This is a genomic window from Candidatus Odyssella thessalonicensis L13, from assembly GCF_000190415.1.
In the GTDB taxonomy this organism is placed as follows: Bacteria; Pseudomonadota; Alphaproteobacteria; order Paracaedibacterales; family Paracaedibacteraceae; genus Paracaedibacter; species Paracaedibacter thessalonicensis.
In genome coordinates this window covers 57,166-70,912 of the sequence record NZ_AEWF01000004.1, presented here as the reverse complement: position 1 = coordinate 70,912, position 13,747 = coordinate 57,166, and the positions used below count along the sequence as shown (strand labels likewise).

Here is a 13,747-nt window from a genome sequence, read left to right as displayed (position 1 = left end):
TCTCTGCGTCTACTTAGGCTGCGCTAAATTTAAGAGCAAGGATTTGATGTGCTCATCACTGTTAACTTCAATAAATCGGACCTGAGGATAAGCTTGAGCTAGGCGATAAATTTTAGCGCGGTAGCGTTTTCGGAAAAACAGCATATATTTGATAAGTCCCCACCTAACGCGCTCTGGTGACGACGGCGCGCGGTCATCGATGCGGGGATCACGGGCAAACCATAAACGTTTAAATACACGCCATAAACAGATAAACCATGGTAAATTAAAGTAGATGGCAATATCAGCACAGCCGAACCGGCTCTCAAGTGTCCCCATGCCATTTCCATCAATAATCCAATGTTCCTGGTCCACCCAGGTCTGAATTAAATGCATGAACTCTTGGCGATCCCGTGCTTGCCACTGGGATTTAAAGAATATTTTATCGACATGGTAAACGGGGAGCGATAACCGCTCCCCCAAGTTAACAGCACAGGTGGATTTGCCACTGCCCGGACGGCCAAACATTAAAATGCGCATCCCGGCTGCTCCTTTATTAGGAACGCGTTAAGGGCTTATATTTAATGCGGTGCGGTTGATCTGCGGCCACGCCTAAGCGTCGACGCCGGTCTTCTTCGTAGGCTTGATAGTTACCTTCAAACCATTCCACATGGCTCTCGCCCTCAAATGCCAGAATATGAGTCGCAATTCGATCTAGGAAAAAGCGGTCGTGGGTAATGACAATGGCGCAGCCGCCAAAGTCTAACAACGCTTCTTCTAGGGAGCGCAGGGTTTCCACATCCAGGTCGTTGGTTGGCTCGTCGAGCATTAACACATTGGCGCCAGATTTGAGCATATTTGCCAAATGCACGCGGTTGCGTTCACCGCCTGACAATTGCCCTACTTTCTTCTGCTGATCTGGGCCTTTGAAGTTGAACATTGCACAATAAGCACGGCTTGGGATTTTATTTTTACCCAGGACAATCTCATCATGGCCTTGGGAGATTTCTTCCCAAATGGTTTTATTAGCATCTAAGGAATCGCGGGATTGATCCACATACCCTAAGACCACGGTTTCACCAATTTTAATGGTGCCGGAATCGGGCTGCTCATTGCCAGTAATCATCTTAAACAAGGTCGACTTACCGGCTCCATTAGGCCCAATAACTCCCACAATGCCACCGCGCGGTAAATTGAAATTAAGATTATCAATTAATAAGCGATCCCCGAAAGCTTTTGACAAGCCATTGGCTTCGATCACTGTATCGCCCAAGCGAGGACCGGCAGGGATAACAATGGAGCCATCGCCTTTACCCTGATCATAGTCTTGCGCCAACAAGCTTTCATAGGCCTGGATACGGGCTTTGCTCTTGGCCTGACGTGCCTTAGGTGATTGACGAATCCATTCAAGTTCGCGGGCTAGCTGTTTCTGACGATTGGTTTCTTGTTTTTGCTCAACTTCTAAGCGCTTACGTTTTTGTTCTAGCCAGCTGGAATAATTGCCTTCATAAGGAATGCCTTGTCCCCGATCAAGCTCTAAAATCCAACCGACAACATTATCTAAGAAATAACGATCGTGGGTAATCAGAACCACTGTGCCAGAGTAATCTTTTAGGTAACGCTCCAGCCAAGCCACAGATTCTGCATCTAAGTGGTTGGTAGGTTCGTCGAGAAGCAACATATCGGGCTTTTGCATCAACAGACGGCACAAAGCGACACGACGCCGTTCACCACCGGACAGCTTGGTTACATCAGCATCACCGGGCGGGCACCGCAACGCATCCATAGCAATTTCAATTTTACGATTCAGATCCCAAGCGTCAGCAGCATCAATTTTTTCTTGTAGTTCAGCTTGCTCAGCAATCAGAGCATTCATCTCATCATCGGTCAGTTCTTCTGCAAAACGGGCACTCACGGCATCAAAGCGATCCATCAAGTCTTTGATCTCGCCTAGACCGGCCATAATGTTGCCTGTCACATCCAAGGTCGGGTCAAGTTGCGGCTCTTGTTCTAAATAGCCAACCTTAACGCCATCGGCGGCCCAAGCCTCACCATTAAATTCTTTATCAATGCCAGCCATAATTTTGAGCAAGGTCGATTTACCCGAACCATTAGGACCGATGATGCCAATCTTGGCGCCGGGATAAAATGATAACCAAATGTCTTTTAAAATTTCGCGCCCGCCGGGAAAGATTTTTGACAGGCCTTTCATTACATAGATATATTGATAACTGGACATTCATATTCCTTAAAAAATAAAAGTTAGACAGCCCCACACCATAGCAGCAGCAGGAATGGCGGCCAAGATATCGTCAATCATGACGCCAAAGCCGCGCCAATGGCTGGTGGTAGCAAGGTATTCATCTATTATACATATCGGAAAAGGCTTCCAAATGTCAAAGATTCGAAAGGCAACAAAAGCACAGCTCCAAACTTTTACGGAGCTCGACGACACATTTAAGAGAAGCTCAGGACTCCAGCTAAGAAATGATAAGCTTAAAGCCAACGTCAGCATCACTCCCGCAATTTCATCGATCACAATATAAGAGGGATCAGGGTCAGCGGCGGGGTCTCGGGTTAGCGGATGACTACAAAACCACCCGATCAGAAAACAACCCAAGGTTGCCCCATAAAGCGCTTGTAAGCCGTAGGGAAGGATCAAATAACAGAGAGGTAAGGCCACCACTGAGCCCCAGGTCCCTGGCGCCTTCGGCAAATACCCACTATAAAAGCCTGAAGCAATAAACTTAATCATCAGCTACACCCTTCCTCTTAAACTCTGAGTTTAGAATTGGACTATAACCCAAACTGAAACCTATGTCTTGCAAGATTATATCGGAAGCATACAGCTACTCACCACCACTCCCCAATAGTCAGTCATCCTAGATGAGAGAGGGGTTTGAGGCTTCCGCATGAGCTTTAAGGCGTATACTCTAAAAAAGCCTAAACACACAAAATCATCCCACTGGGCGCCAGGGCCGTTCTGATCGCAGCAATATTATCAGCTTCAACCCACCACGTCCAAAGCGAATCAGTAATTTGTTCAAGGCTACCTCGTTGCGGTGCCGCATGAATCCAATCTTCAAAACGGCATCCATTTACAACACGATCCAAATGCATGCGACTTAAAATATTGAGTGGATAAATATCGCGCAGGTCACCGGTTTTATAGCAACCATTAGACAGTGCATACTCATTACCCCACTGTGCTATTTTGTCCTCCTCTTCATCTGAAAGAGCTTGATCACCGATTATGCCCATAGGATAAAAAGAGGGGCCATATTTAAATAACCGTTGATAAGCATAGCCATAACGGGGTTGGATAAGAGGACAAATAGCAAGAAGTAGCTGCTTACAATAGACTTCATCGAAAGGGGCTATTTGGTTATCCCAACAAAGAATAAGGTCACCCTTATTACTTGCTGAATATTCTAATATAAATATTCCATCGAACATATCTGTGCCATGATTCGGTGGGGTAGCATACAAAGAGAGTCCCTGAACATCCTTATACTCATTCGTTTCCAACCGTTTTAATCCATTACGAAAAGTAATGGTTTTGTTCCCTTTATAAGTCTCTCCTGTAAGCCCTATTCGCGTAGGCTCCAACCCATGACCTCTAAACCATTCGACTACATAGGTAAACCACTTTTGCACATTACCTTGAGGTTGATTAGGGCTAAAATCATGCAACGCTATCACATTAGCCAGCGGACCCCTTTTGATATTGTTAACTAACTTTGTCATTTTTTCTCTTTTCAAAGCGTCCTACTTAAAGACACAAAATCATCCCACTAGGCGCCAGGGCAGCTCTAACAGCATCGATATTATCAGCTTCAACCCACCACGTCCAAAGCGAATCAGTAATTTGTTCAAGACTTCCTCGTTGCGGTACAGCCTGAATCCAATCTTCAAAACGGCCCCCATTCACAACCCGATCCAGATGCACGCGACTTAAAATATTGAGTGGATAAATATCTCGCAGGTCACCGGTTTGATAATTTCCATCCGGCATCATATATTCGTTATTCCATAGAGCGATCCTGTCTTCTTCATCTTCTGAAAGTTTACTACTAGCTAGTACGCCCCTTGGATAGAAAGAGGGGCCTTGATTAAACAACCGTTGAAAAGCATAGCCGTAACTAATTTTAATATAAGAACATATATCCTTAACAATATCTTTACAGTTACCCTTATCAAAAGAGAGAAGTTGATTATCCCAACAGAGCACAAAGGCCCCTTTATTTCTACATGTATATTCCAATATAAATATCCCATCAAACATATCGATGTTATGGTTAGGAGGGATAGCATATAACGAAATTCCTTGCACCTCTTGATAATTATGATCTTCAAGTCTTTTCAATCCATTATGAAAAGTAATGGTCTTATTACCCTTATAAGGGGCTCCAGTTATGCCAATCCGTGTTGGCTCTAAGCCATTTTTTCTGAACCAATTAACGACATAAGTGAACCAACCTCTTACATCATTTTTCTCAGTGCCAAGATCGTGCAGCGCTATAACATTTGCTAGGGGACCTCTCTTGATATCATTGTATACCTTTGCCATTCATTGTCTCCCTACTAATATGCTCAACTTTTGTCTTACCTTTTTGGTCGTGTGGAAACTTGGTTTTGTTCATTTCCATCCTCTGCTCCAGTATTTCTGTCTTATCCGTCTTACTGGGTACTTCATATTGATGCACCTTTGGTTTCTTATCAACCTTTTCAACAATCGTCACATCAGGTCTTTGGCGAATAGGCTCGCCAGTTGCTCGTTTTAAACTGCGATTAAGTAATCCCAGCTTATCTGGATTATTTCTCACTTCTCCAATTGTGATCCGATAAGTTTTAAAGGCATGACCTGGGGTACCAGTTCTTTGAGCTTTACCAAATATTTGCTGTTTCCATTCTTGACCCGGCCGAACCTTCCAAGACTGTTTGATACCTTTAACATTTACCCCCAGAGAATCAGCCAGATCTAGAGCATTTAAACTTTTGCTATATTTGGCAGTCTTAGTTAGCTCTGTGGTGGCTTTGGTAGCCTTTGCGGCTGTTTGAACTGGAGCCAAAAACTTCTTTGGTCCGATCGCTGATAACCCCAGATAGGCATAGTCACCTAAATTTTGGGCAAGACGCTGATCTCCTGTTAGATCTCGAATACCTCTGCGGAGTTTGGTTGCCGTCCAACGCGCTCCCTCATCCATTTTCTCACTTGTCCAGGTAACAGCGCCAGCAGACACTCGATCGAGCTGATTAACAGCCCAACCGACGCCATCCAACCCATAAGCAGCTATTGTCCGCGCGATGGCTTTGCCACTAATTTCCTCCTGTTGATAACGTTCGCGTCCTTGGTAAATTTTAGAGAAAGCCGTTTCCACGTGCTTAGCACCCCGCTCATAAGCAGTGTCTCTTAAGCGTGGCGGACTATAAGAAGCCGAGCGATTTCTTCGTCCGCTTGTCCGTTGCCGTCCTCTGAGTTCTTGCTCAGCTAAGACAAAGAATAAGCTGGAGACTTCTTCAGGCTCCTCAAGCTCACTAATAGCATCTGCCTCCCCTTCACTTTTTTCCGAGAAATCCTCCTCTTCCGTCAGCTCAGCTTCCATTTCATCATTCTTTTGCAGCAGCGGCGGCTGAGGAAGAGAAGGATGAGTAATTTTCTGGTTAAGGCGCCTGAAAGTGAGCCATGCTCTATAGTTTCCATGACGCTTTATATCGATGGTTTGATAATCTGAGACTACTTTTCCCACCTTGATATTGTCCTGGATTATCGTAAGATTAGAATTTCCATCACGGATCCAATCAACATATGATTCTCCTGGATGAAGATGATACCGTATGTCAGGCTCGCATTCGTAAAAATTTATAGAATATTGACGAATATCCTCCAAATCACAGCCCAGTTCCCAAAAGCCGCCTAACTCTAAGCACGGTGTAGCATACTTATAGCTAATACTGTGATCAATTGTCCGAAATTGCTTTGTATTGAGAACTTGTCCCGGCGGAATTAATGTCGTGGTTTGCATTAAGCCGCCGATACGTATTATGCCGTCAAAAACAAGACTGATTGTTTTAAGACTGTATTGGCGAAGCTTGTTTCCATAGACAGGACGCGTCATACCATATAAAGAAAGTTCTTCATTGGCAGGTGACAAGCGCGTAGCCTTTATAGTCACTAATACGTCCATAATATCAGGAAGTGGTGAATCGACCTGGGTGGGAATAGCAACCGACCAGCTTGAAGCAAATAGTCGATCATTTTGCTCTGAACTTTGTCCCGAAATACAAATAATATTCAGGAGGAATAAATGGATTAAACAGTTTCTCATCTTTCTGAAACTGATATACCGATTTAAAAGAGCACTTAAAAAAGAATAATACATGCGCGTGGCCTTTTAAAAGTTAAAATTAGTAGTGTTTATGATATGACTTTAGAATATAGTCAAGTTTAAAAAACCTGTACTTTTGGCTCTTCAAACCGGTTTCTCCCTATTAAAAGATAACTTAGTGCATTATGATTTTTATAATTCAGCGATAAACACCACATCTATAATTTGCCATCACCGGACCTGCTGTGATATGACAAGGCATCATGCTTGATCTATTCTCGCGGCTTCAGCCTTCATTTCAGCTCTGTCCAGGGGTCTTTATCCTCCGCGAGTTTGCTGGTCCTGTGGAGCAGCAGCTGCTGTGTGATATGGAAACGATCCTTGCGGCTGCACCGCTTCGACATATGCACACCCCCGGTGGACGACGCTTATCTGTTGCTATGACAAATTGTGGCCAGTTGGGCTGGGTCAGTGATGCCCAAGGCTACCGCTATGCTGCTTTTGACCCTCAAACAGGGGTGTCTTGGCCGTCGATACCACTCTCATTCCTAGAGCTCGCTCAACAAGCGGCTCAGGCGGCTAACTTTTCAGAATTCATGCCGGACTCTTGCCTGATCAACTGTTACCAGCCCGGTGCTAAAATGACAATGCATCAAGATAAAGATGAGAGCGATCTCTCTGCCCCCATTGTCTCGGTGTCTCTGGGACTGCCGGCAACGTTTAAAATGGGGGGCGGCCAACGCACGGGACCTGTTCATAAAGTTATGCTCAGTCATGGTGATGTGATGGTCTGGGGTAACGAGGCACGGCTTGCTTACCATGGGGTTTTACCGCTTAAAGAGGGGGTCCATCCTTTAGTCGGACGACGCCGCATCAACTTAACATTTCGTAAAGCAAGGTAGCGACCCGCCGCCTTCAGTCTTGGGACAAATGCGACAGCTATGCCTTGGCAGTTGCCTAACCCTGTGTTAAGTTTAAACCCAAATAAAAAGCTTAGGACATTAAATTTATGCAGCAGAAATTCGATCTCGTTTTACCTTTTCAGCTTGATAGCTCTGCCATCCGCGGACGGCTGGTTCGCCTTGATGAGGAGTTATGGAAAATTATCAAGCAGCATAATTATCCAGCGCGTGTTAACGAGTATCTCGCGCAAGCGGTCGCTTTATCGATTGCTTTGGCGAACTGTTTCAAATTTGATGGTCTTTTTACTGTGCAGATTTCCGGCAGCGGACCGTTGCGGTTAATGGTGGTCGATATCAACAATCAACAGGATGTGCGTGCTTGTGCCCGCTTTGATGAGCAAGCCCTCAGTAATTTAAGCGAGGCCGAGGCTAAAAATATTCAGCAAGTTTTTGGACAAGGCACCATGGTCTTTACCATTGATCCCGCTGTAGGGGAAGATCGTTATCAAGGGGTGGTCGAATTGACTGGCACCACTCTGGCTGAATCCACTCATCATTTTTTCCGTCAATCGGAGCAGCTAGAAACAGGTGTGGTTCTAGCCGGATGTAAAGCCTCTGAGGGATTGGCAGGGGCGGCCTTAATGATTCAGCGTCTACCTCTGCCCCAGAATCTGGTGATCGAAGAAAAAGAGGAGCTTGACGATCAATGGATCCACGCCTTGAGCTTGACTGGAAGTGTCAGCCGCAAAGAACTACTGGATAAAAACCTCTCTAACGAAGACCTCCTATATCGTCTCTTCTGGGAAGGGGGCGTCCGCGTCCATGAATCGCAGCCGGTTAAGGCGCAATGTCGCTGCTCCCAGGAAAAGATCAAAGACATGCTAACCACTTTTTCGGACGCAGATCGCCATGAAATGGTCTTTGAGGACAAGATTACGGTAACCTGCGAGTTTTGTGGGGTCGGATATAGTTTTACAGAAGAAGAGCTATAGAAGCTATTTTAAGCTAAAATAACACATTTGCCGATAAGCATTTGGCAAGCATTTTTAGCTTTTGTCGCCGGCACCCCATTCACTTGCGGCGAATAAAGGGTGCGCTTTCCTCGTTGGATTTTTTGAACACTGGCCCGGCCAAAGCCCAACTTTTTAGCGGCTTGGGTCGCCAGAAGGCGCGCTTTTTTCTCGGAAGCCACGGTTGAGAGTTGAATGGTCCGAACAGTGTCCTCTTTCGAAGCCTCTTTTCCAGGGTTAGGAACAACCCAATTGGCGGGCAGCGAGCGGATATCGGCTGTAGAACTTCCTTGGGCAGACTTCTTTACTGGCATCTCTGGGGATTTAGCCTGGCTATCCTCTTCTTCCATGGAAACATCATGCAAAAGGCTATCTATATCTTTAGGAAAGGTTACCGGCGTTTCTTCAGCAATTTCCTCTGCGGCTTCTTGCTCGTAAATGAGTTCATTTAATTCAGCATCATCCAGGGTTTGCGGCACCTCGTGACGCGCCCCTTCTCTAGCAAAATACGCTTCTAGGAGCTCCGTTACCCGCCGATCGCGCCAATGGCGGTTGGCACCTCCCATGACTACGGTTATTAAGCGGCGCGGGCGTTTGTAACGATCTAAACGGACAGCAGAAGCAGCAAGATTGAAACCAGATGCCCCAATAAATCCTGTCTTAATACCATCCACCCCGGCAACCTTACCCAAAAGATGGTTATGGTTGCGGTGCTCAATCCCCTTATGATTAAAACTGCGCAAACTAAAATACTTATACTGGTTGGGATAATCGCGGTAAAGAGCCCGAGAAAGAATGGCCATGTCTTTAGCAGTGGTCACCTGAGCCGGATTGGGCAAACCGGAAGCATTCCTAAAAACTGTTGAAGTCATGCCTAAGGCGCGCGCTTTTTGCGTCATCTTGCGAGCAAAGGCTTCTTCACTGCCGCCAAGAAACTCAGCTACTACCACTGCTGCATCATTGGCAGATTTAGTAACCAATCCTAAGATTGCAGTCTGTAATGAAATCGTCTCGCCAGGGTTTAACCCTAATTTAGAGGGCGCTTGGCGGGCTGCTCTTGAGGAGACAGGCATGCGAGTTTTTAAGGTGACTTTGCCTGATTTTAAGGCTTCAAAGGCCATATATAATGTCATCATCTTGGTTAATGAGGCGGGATGACGGATACCAGTAGCATCTTCAGTGTGCAGAATTTGCCCTGTATCAGCATCCATGACAATTGAAGAATACTTTGGGCTATAAGGTTTCGGCTCAATGCGTTTGCGCAGACGAGCGTCTGCCTCAGATATCAGGAGTACCGTCCCTAAAACCAAAAGAAAAATCCATTGCCACATTTAACTGAGCATACCCCCCATATCGGCAGCCATTAATTTTAATCACCTTCATTCATTTTATAGTACCTGAAAATTTATAGAAATCAGAGCAAAATTTGAGAAACTTTGAGGAAGAATTTTAAGCGTATCTGCCTTTTAAAGTCCTCTTTAATGCTAATTTTTAAGGGTATAGAGTGATTGCAAGAGAATCTGGCGACCCTTTTATGATAAGTATTGATAAATTACCCATCTGATTGTATGGTCATATCTATCAGTAAAAATGGCTTAATTTATATAAAATTTTTAATAATAGAATCAATCATTTAGTATAAAGAACGTTAAAATTATGCGTATTTTAATTTCAAATTTAGTGGCGACATTAATCTTTTCAACCTTTGATAAGGCTGTTATTGCTCACGATGCCTCAACAGAATGTAGGCTGGATTATAGCTCTCCTTTAAATGAGATAAGCAAGAAGAATTTGGAATCTTGGCTGCCTCCCTCTCAGCCGACTCAATTGATTGCCCAGCCTCCTGTCCAACAAGCATTTCTAGATAAAATTGTCCAAGAAGCGCAGCAGAATGATATTAGTGCTTTATATACTTTAGCATTTATGCATCAAACGGCGCTCGGAGTACCGAAAAATTTAAATATTGCCACTGAGCTGTATCGGCGGGCGGCTGAACAAGGGTGTCTCTCGTCACAGCTTGCGTTAGGCTCTTTGTGTCTCACCCATAGCAATATCGGCAAACAACGTTTTGCCCATACGTGGTTTAGACGTGCAGCAAAACAAAATTGTCCAGAAGCTCAATATAAACTAGGACTCCTGTACGCCCAGGGCCATGGAGTGATCCAAGATGAAGTAAAAGCCCTAAAGTGGATCTCCAGAGCCGCTGAGCTGAATTACCCTGAAGCATTGTATTGCTTGGGGAACCTGTATGACACTGGTCGAATTGTTGAAAAGGATGACGAATTAGCGATTAGATACTTTCGCAAAGCTGCAGTTCAAGGGGATCCAGCTTCTTTAACAGCCCTAGCCAGTTTGTTACTGCGTCGAGAAAGCAATCCCAAAGAGATCCTGCAAAGCCTTAGTTATCTGGAATTAGCAGCAGCAGCTTTCTATGCCCCAGCAGAGCATATTCTGGGCCATATTTATATTACCGGTACGAAGGTAGCAAAGGATGTAGCCAAGGGTAGCCAATATATATTAGGAGCAGCCAATCAAGGTTATGCAAACGCTCAAGTTGATCTGTCTTATCTCCTGTTTATGGGAATAGAGCTCCCTAAGGATGAGATTAAAGCCCTTGAATGGTTGGCAATGGCAGCAATTCAAGGACATAAAGAAGCTCGAGCTCTCATTAAAAGCTTATGCCGAATCTCTGGCACCCCGTCCCCATTAACAGCTACCATCTTACCCAAGAAAAATGACCTGGATAGTCTTAAAAACGCGCTAGACACGCTAAGAAACGACTATGCATTCCCCGAGAATTTATCCCCTAATACAGCCGCTCAAGAATTTAATGAGGAGCCCAGCACTAACTTTTATCGCTACCAGGTTAGCCAAGAAGTTAGCAACCTTGTCAGCAACCTTTACAGATTAATTGAATACATAGAGGTTCCAGGCTTCTGTGTTTCGATACTTGAATCCTCCTTTAAAACTTTAACGCTTCATCATGAACTGGGAGCATCTGGAAAAAGATTTATGTCTTGGTTTGGGATAGATGATCTGCGCGACTTCCTAGCATGGCCACAGCAGCTAGTTCACAAGGTTAATAATCTGCTTGCCTATAATAATACCCTGCTAGAGCTTTTATCTCAATATAGGTACACCCCACAACAGCTTCCCACTGTTCTGGATACTCTAAAGAAAACAAACATACCTCTGTATGAATACTTGAAAGCCTTGCTGCCGGCCAAAAGTCTGGCTTTAACGAGAAATCAATCCCGGAAACAATTAGCAGCGGCACTCGTAGAGGTCCTGTCTCGGCTTCAAGGTTTGCAAAAGCGATTATTCAACCATAAAGGGATTGCCAACAGAGCAGTTGAGGGAATATTTACTATTCTCAAAGGAACAGAAGCTTATAGAAATGCATTATTTGTTCAGGCTCATCCCTGGTTTTTTGAGGAAGATAAGAAATAGCTATTAAGATAGAGAAGGAAAAAGTATTTGCCTCTTTACCTGTCCAAATTTGTGGACATAGCTTTATTCGCCAGCCGCATTTTTTGATCGTCTCGACAAAAATAATCCCCGCTCACTTTTAATAAGAAAGAAGACCTATGAAGTGTTTATTAAAATTTTTAAAATTTACGATGTATGGTATCAGCCTTGCTCTTAAGCTTGGGACAGCAGCTGAAGCTCCTGCTGAAAATGGACTGCTTGGCAGGGAATTAAGCTTATCAGCCGCAAGGGACAACAGCTTTCAAGGGGGTCTCTTGGGAAAGAGAGCAAAAAGATTATTCCACGACTTAGATCAATCAGAAAGCGGCCAAGAAAAAGAAAGCGAACAGCCGCTAGCGTCTCTTCTTACCCAGGCTAGTCGCCCTCACAGCATAAGTACACCCCCGATAAAGCGCTTGCGATTTGAAGAGGATAGTCCTGAAGACGATAGCCAAGAACAGCAAAGCGGCTTACCACGCCCTTCCTTTGTTCAGATCCAGACTCATGGTCAATCGGGTGATCAGACATCTCCTAATCCCGAGGAAGACAACGGCCTCCCTCGCCCCTATTTTCCAGGCGATGCTAGTCCTTGTGAATCGGATGGCGAGGAGTCAACGTCACAACCATTGTTTAATTCTGCCCGATCACCGGATGAGAGTGATAATGAGTCCCTTTCCTCTCAAGCCAGCACCCATGATCTTTCCTTAACAGTACCACCGGCAGAAAATAAAGCTGCTGCATTTGAAGATGTTTGGTCAAGAACCATTCAAGAGCTCAACCAAGGTAGTATTGTCTTAATCTCTCGAGTTCTTGATGCCATTGAGAAGGGACAAATTCCGTCGACGGCCCTGCGTCAAATTGAGATCGAGAGTTTATTTTTCCATAATCCTGCCAGTAGCGCTTACAGTAGTAGAGAATTGTTTGCCCTGATGACCATATGGGAAAGCAAGAATATGAACATCCCCGACTGGTTTATTGATGAGATACTAATACGCACGGCGCGTCCTGGAAGCTTTAAACCTAATGACTTATACGTTCTGGGAAAACTATACTGGCAGGGCAGCGACCTTCCTCAAGATCCTCTAAAAGCACTTAAATTATTTAGAGCTGCTGCTCACCAAGGCTCAGCTGCTGCCCAGTATAATTTAGCTAAATTTTATATGGATGGCAGGGGGGTAGCCAGAGATCCTTACTTAGCCATTCAATTATTAGTGAAGGCTGCTGACCTAGATTATGTGCCGGCCCAACGCGGGTTGAAAAAGATGTTTAAGCCTGCTGCTATAACTTTACCTGTACCTGTTTTCCCTAGCGGCCCCCAACAACTTATAGATCACTTGAAGCATAATCTGCACAAGATGAGAGAATTTTATCGTAAACCTCCGCCTTTCTCCGATGGAGATGGCACCTGTAATGAATTAGGTAAAGGTTATTTTTTACAGGAGTTTAGCCCCCAATTAGTAACTTCCGTTGAAAGACACCTTAACTTTATCGAACATCTTAAAATGCCAGGTTTTTGCATAACTGCCTTGGAACCTCGGGCGCCCCACTGGGATAGCTATCTGGTGGTTGGTTCTTTAAATGGCAAATATTATTTCTGGAGCTGCATTAAATGCTTTGAAGCTGTTATGGGCAAACCTTATCTTCTATCTGAACAGTTAGATGAGGTTATCCTTTTTAACGAAGAAGCTTTAGAGTTATTTCGCACCAATAATACCCTTGAAGACGTCAAGTTAATACTTACCTCTTTGAAAGAAACAGCCCCACACCTGCATAAATACGTAGAAGATATGCTTAAGTCTTATTTCGAACAAGTTAACAGCAAACCAGCAGCATTAAGAAAAACTTATGATGGAATCATAACTTTCATGGATGATTTGCAAACAACCCTTCTTAGCCACTTTTCATTTGTAAGACGCCTGCCCCAGCAATTGATTCTAATCTTACAAGGAACACAAAATTATAGAAATGCACGCTTTAAACAAGCTTATCCTTGGTTTTTTGAGTAAATATACATTCTACATCGCTTTTTGTGCAGGAGAAGTTAATTCTTTTCCTGCAG

General features: G+C 44.4%; 11 protein-coding genes. 4 read left to right on the top strand and 7 right to left on the bottom strand.

Going from position 1 to position 13,747, the window contains the following annotated elements; all coding sequences use genetic code 11:
- Positions 1–9: 9 nt before the first annotated feature.
- The 6 genes from HMO_RS14260 to HMO_RS0107510 all read right to left on the bottom strand — a co-directional run bounded on the left by HMO_RS14260 (position 10) and on the right by HMO_RS0107510 (position 6,308).
- The gene (locus tag HMO_RS14260; protein ID WP_010300877.1) at positions 10–519 is read right to left on the bottom strand and encodes a P-loop NTPase family protein; all 510 of its coding nucleotides are present in this window, start codon (positions 517–519) and stop codon (positions 10–12) included.
- 16 nt (positions 520–535) lie between these two features.
- The gene (gene ettA / locus HMO_RS0107530) at positions 536–2,218 is read right to left on the bottom strand and encodes an energy-dependent translational throttle protein EttA (RefSeq protein WP_010300874.1); all 1,683 of its coding nucleotides are present in this window, start codon (positions 2,216–2,218) and stop codon (positions 536–538) included.
- Between the two features lie 9 nt (positions 2,219–2,227).
- Positions 2,228–2,734: a phosphatidylglycerophosphatase A family protein gene (locus HMO_RS14255; protein WP_010300870.1), complete on the bottom strand. Its 507-nt coding sequence runs from the start codon at positions 2,732–2,734 to the stop codon at positions 2,228–2,230.
- Positions 2,735–2,922: 188 nt separating this feature from the next.
- Positions 2,923–3,726, bottom strand: coding sequence for a hypothetical protein (locus tag HMO_RS0107520; RefSeq protein ID WP_010300865.1), 804 nt, complete (start codon positions 3,724–3,726; stop codon positions 2,923–2,925).
- A gap of 25 nt (positions 3,727–3,751) precedes the next feature.
- Positions 3,752–4,549, bottom strand: coding sequence for a hypothetical protein (locus HMO_RS0107515; RefSeq protein ID WP_010300861.1), 798 nt, complete (start codon positions 4,547–4,549; stop codon positions 3,752–3,754).
- Positions 4,530–6,308, bottom strand: coding sequence for a hypothetical protein (locus HMO_RS0107510; protein ID WP_139016853.1), 1,779 nt, complete (start codon positions 6,306–6,308; stop codon positions 4,530–4,532). The genes HMO_RS0107515 and HMO_RS0107510 overlap by 20 nt, the downstream gene beginning before the upstream one ends.
- Before the next feature lie 263 nt (positions 6,309–6,571).
- Between HMO_RS0107510 and alkB the strand changes: the two genes are divergently transcribed.
- A complete protein-coding gene (gene alkB / locus HMO_RS0107505; RefSeq protein ID WP_010300855.1) occupies positions 6,572–7,210 on the top strand; it encodes a DNA oxidative demethylase AlkB in 639 nt (212 codons plus the stop codon).
- Between the two features lie 107 nt (positions 7,211–7,317).
- Entirely contained in the window at positions 7,318–8,202 is an 885-nt protein-coding gene (gene hslO, locus HMO_RS14250) for an Hsp33 family molecular chaperone HslO (RefSeq protein WP_010300852.1), read from the top strand.
- 8 nt (positions 8,203–8,210) lie between these two features.
- Here hslO and HMO_RS14245 read toward each other — a convergent pair whose 3' ends face one another.
- Positions 8,211–9,551, bottom strand: a complete 1,341-nt coding sequence (locus HMO_RS14245) for a D-alanyl-D-alanine carboxypeptidase family protein (protein WP_010300844.1) — start codon at positions 9,549–9,551, stop codon at positions 8,211–8,213.
- Between the two features lie 325 nt (positions 9,552–9,876).
- Here HMO_RS14245 and HMO_RS0107490 point away from each other — a divergent pair, with 325 nt between their 5' ends.
- Together HMO_RS0107490 and HMO_RS15580 are read left to right on the top strand one after the other, a co-directional pair.
- Positions 9,877–11,670 (top strand): tetratricopeptide repeat protein, encoded by a 1,794-nt coding sequence (locus HMO_RS0107490; RefSeq protein ID WP_010300840.1) that lies wholly within the window; start codon positions 9,877–9,879, stop codon positions 11,668–11,670.
- A gap of 137 nt (positions 11,671–11,807) precedes the next feature.
- Positions 11,808–13,694 (top strand): tetratricopeptide repeat protein, encoded by a 1,887-nt coding sequence (locus HMO_RS15580; RefSeq protein ID WP_010300837.1) that lies wholly within the window; start codon positions 11,808–11,810, stop codon positions 13,692–13,694.
- The last annotated feature ends 53 nt before the right edge of the window (positions 13,695–13,747 follow it).

Excerpts from the sequence above, each read along its gene's own strand:
- hslO (WP_010300852.1), top strand. The coding sequence starts at position 7,318 with ATGCAGCAGAAATTCGATCTCGTTTTACCTTTTCAGCTTGATAGCTCT.
- HMO_RS0107510 (WP_139016853.1), bottom strand. The coding sequence starts at position 6,308 with ATGAGAAACTGTTTAATCCATTTATTCCTCCTGAATATTATTTGTATT.
- ettA (WP_010300874.1), bottom strand. The coding sequence starts at position 2,218 with ATGTCCAGTTATCAATATATCTATGTAATGAAAGGCCTGTCAAAAATC.
- HMO_RS0107520 (WP_010300865.1), bottom strand. The coding sequence starts at position 3,726 with ATGACAAAGTTAGTTAACAATATCAAAAGGGGTCCGCTGGCTAATGTG.
- HMO_RS15580 (WP_010300837.1), top strand. The coding sequence starts at position 11,808 with ATGAAGTGTTTATTAAAATTTTTAAAATTTACGATGTATGGTATCAGC.
- alkB (WP_010300855.1), top strand. The coding sequence starts at position 6,572 with ATGCTTGATCTATTCTCGCGGCTTCAGCCTTCATTTCAGCTCTGTCCA.
- HMO_RS14245 (WP_010300844.1), bottom strand. The coding sequence starts at position 9,551 with ATGTGGCAATGGATTTTTCTTTTGGTTTTAGGGACGGTACTCCTGATA.
- HMO_RS14255 (WP_010300870.1), bottom strand. The coding sequence starts at position 2,734 with ATGATTAAGTTTATTGCTTCAGGCTTTTATAGTGGGTATTTGCCGAAG.
- HMO_RS0107490 (WP_010300840.1), top strand. The coding sequence starts at position 9,877 with ATGCGTATTTTAATTTCAAATTTAGTGGCGACATTAATCTTTTCAACC.
- HMO_RS14260 (WP_010300877.1), bottom strand. The coding sequence starts at position 519 with ATGCGCATTTTAATGTTTGGCCGTCCGGGCAGTGGCAAATCCACCTGT.
- HMO_RS0107515 (WP_010300861.1), bottom strand. The coding sequence starts at position 4,549 with ATGGCAAAGGTATACAATGATATCAAGAGAGGTCCCCTAGCAAATGTT.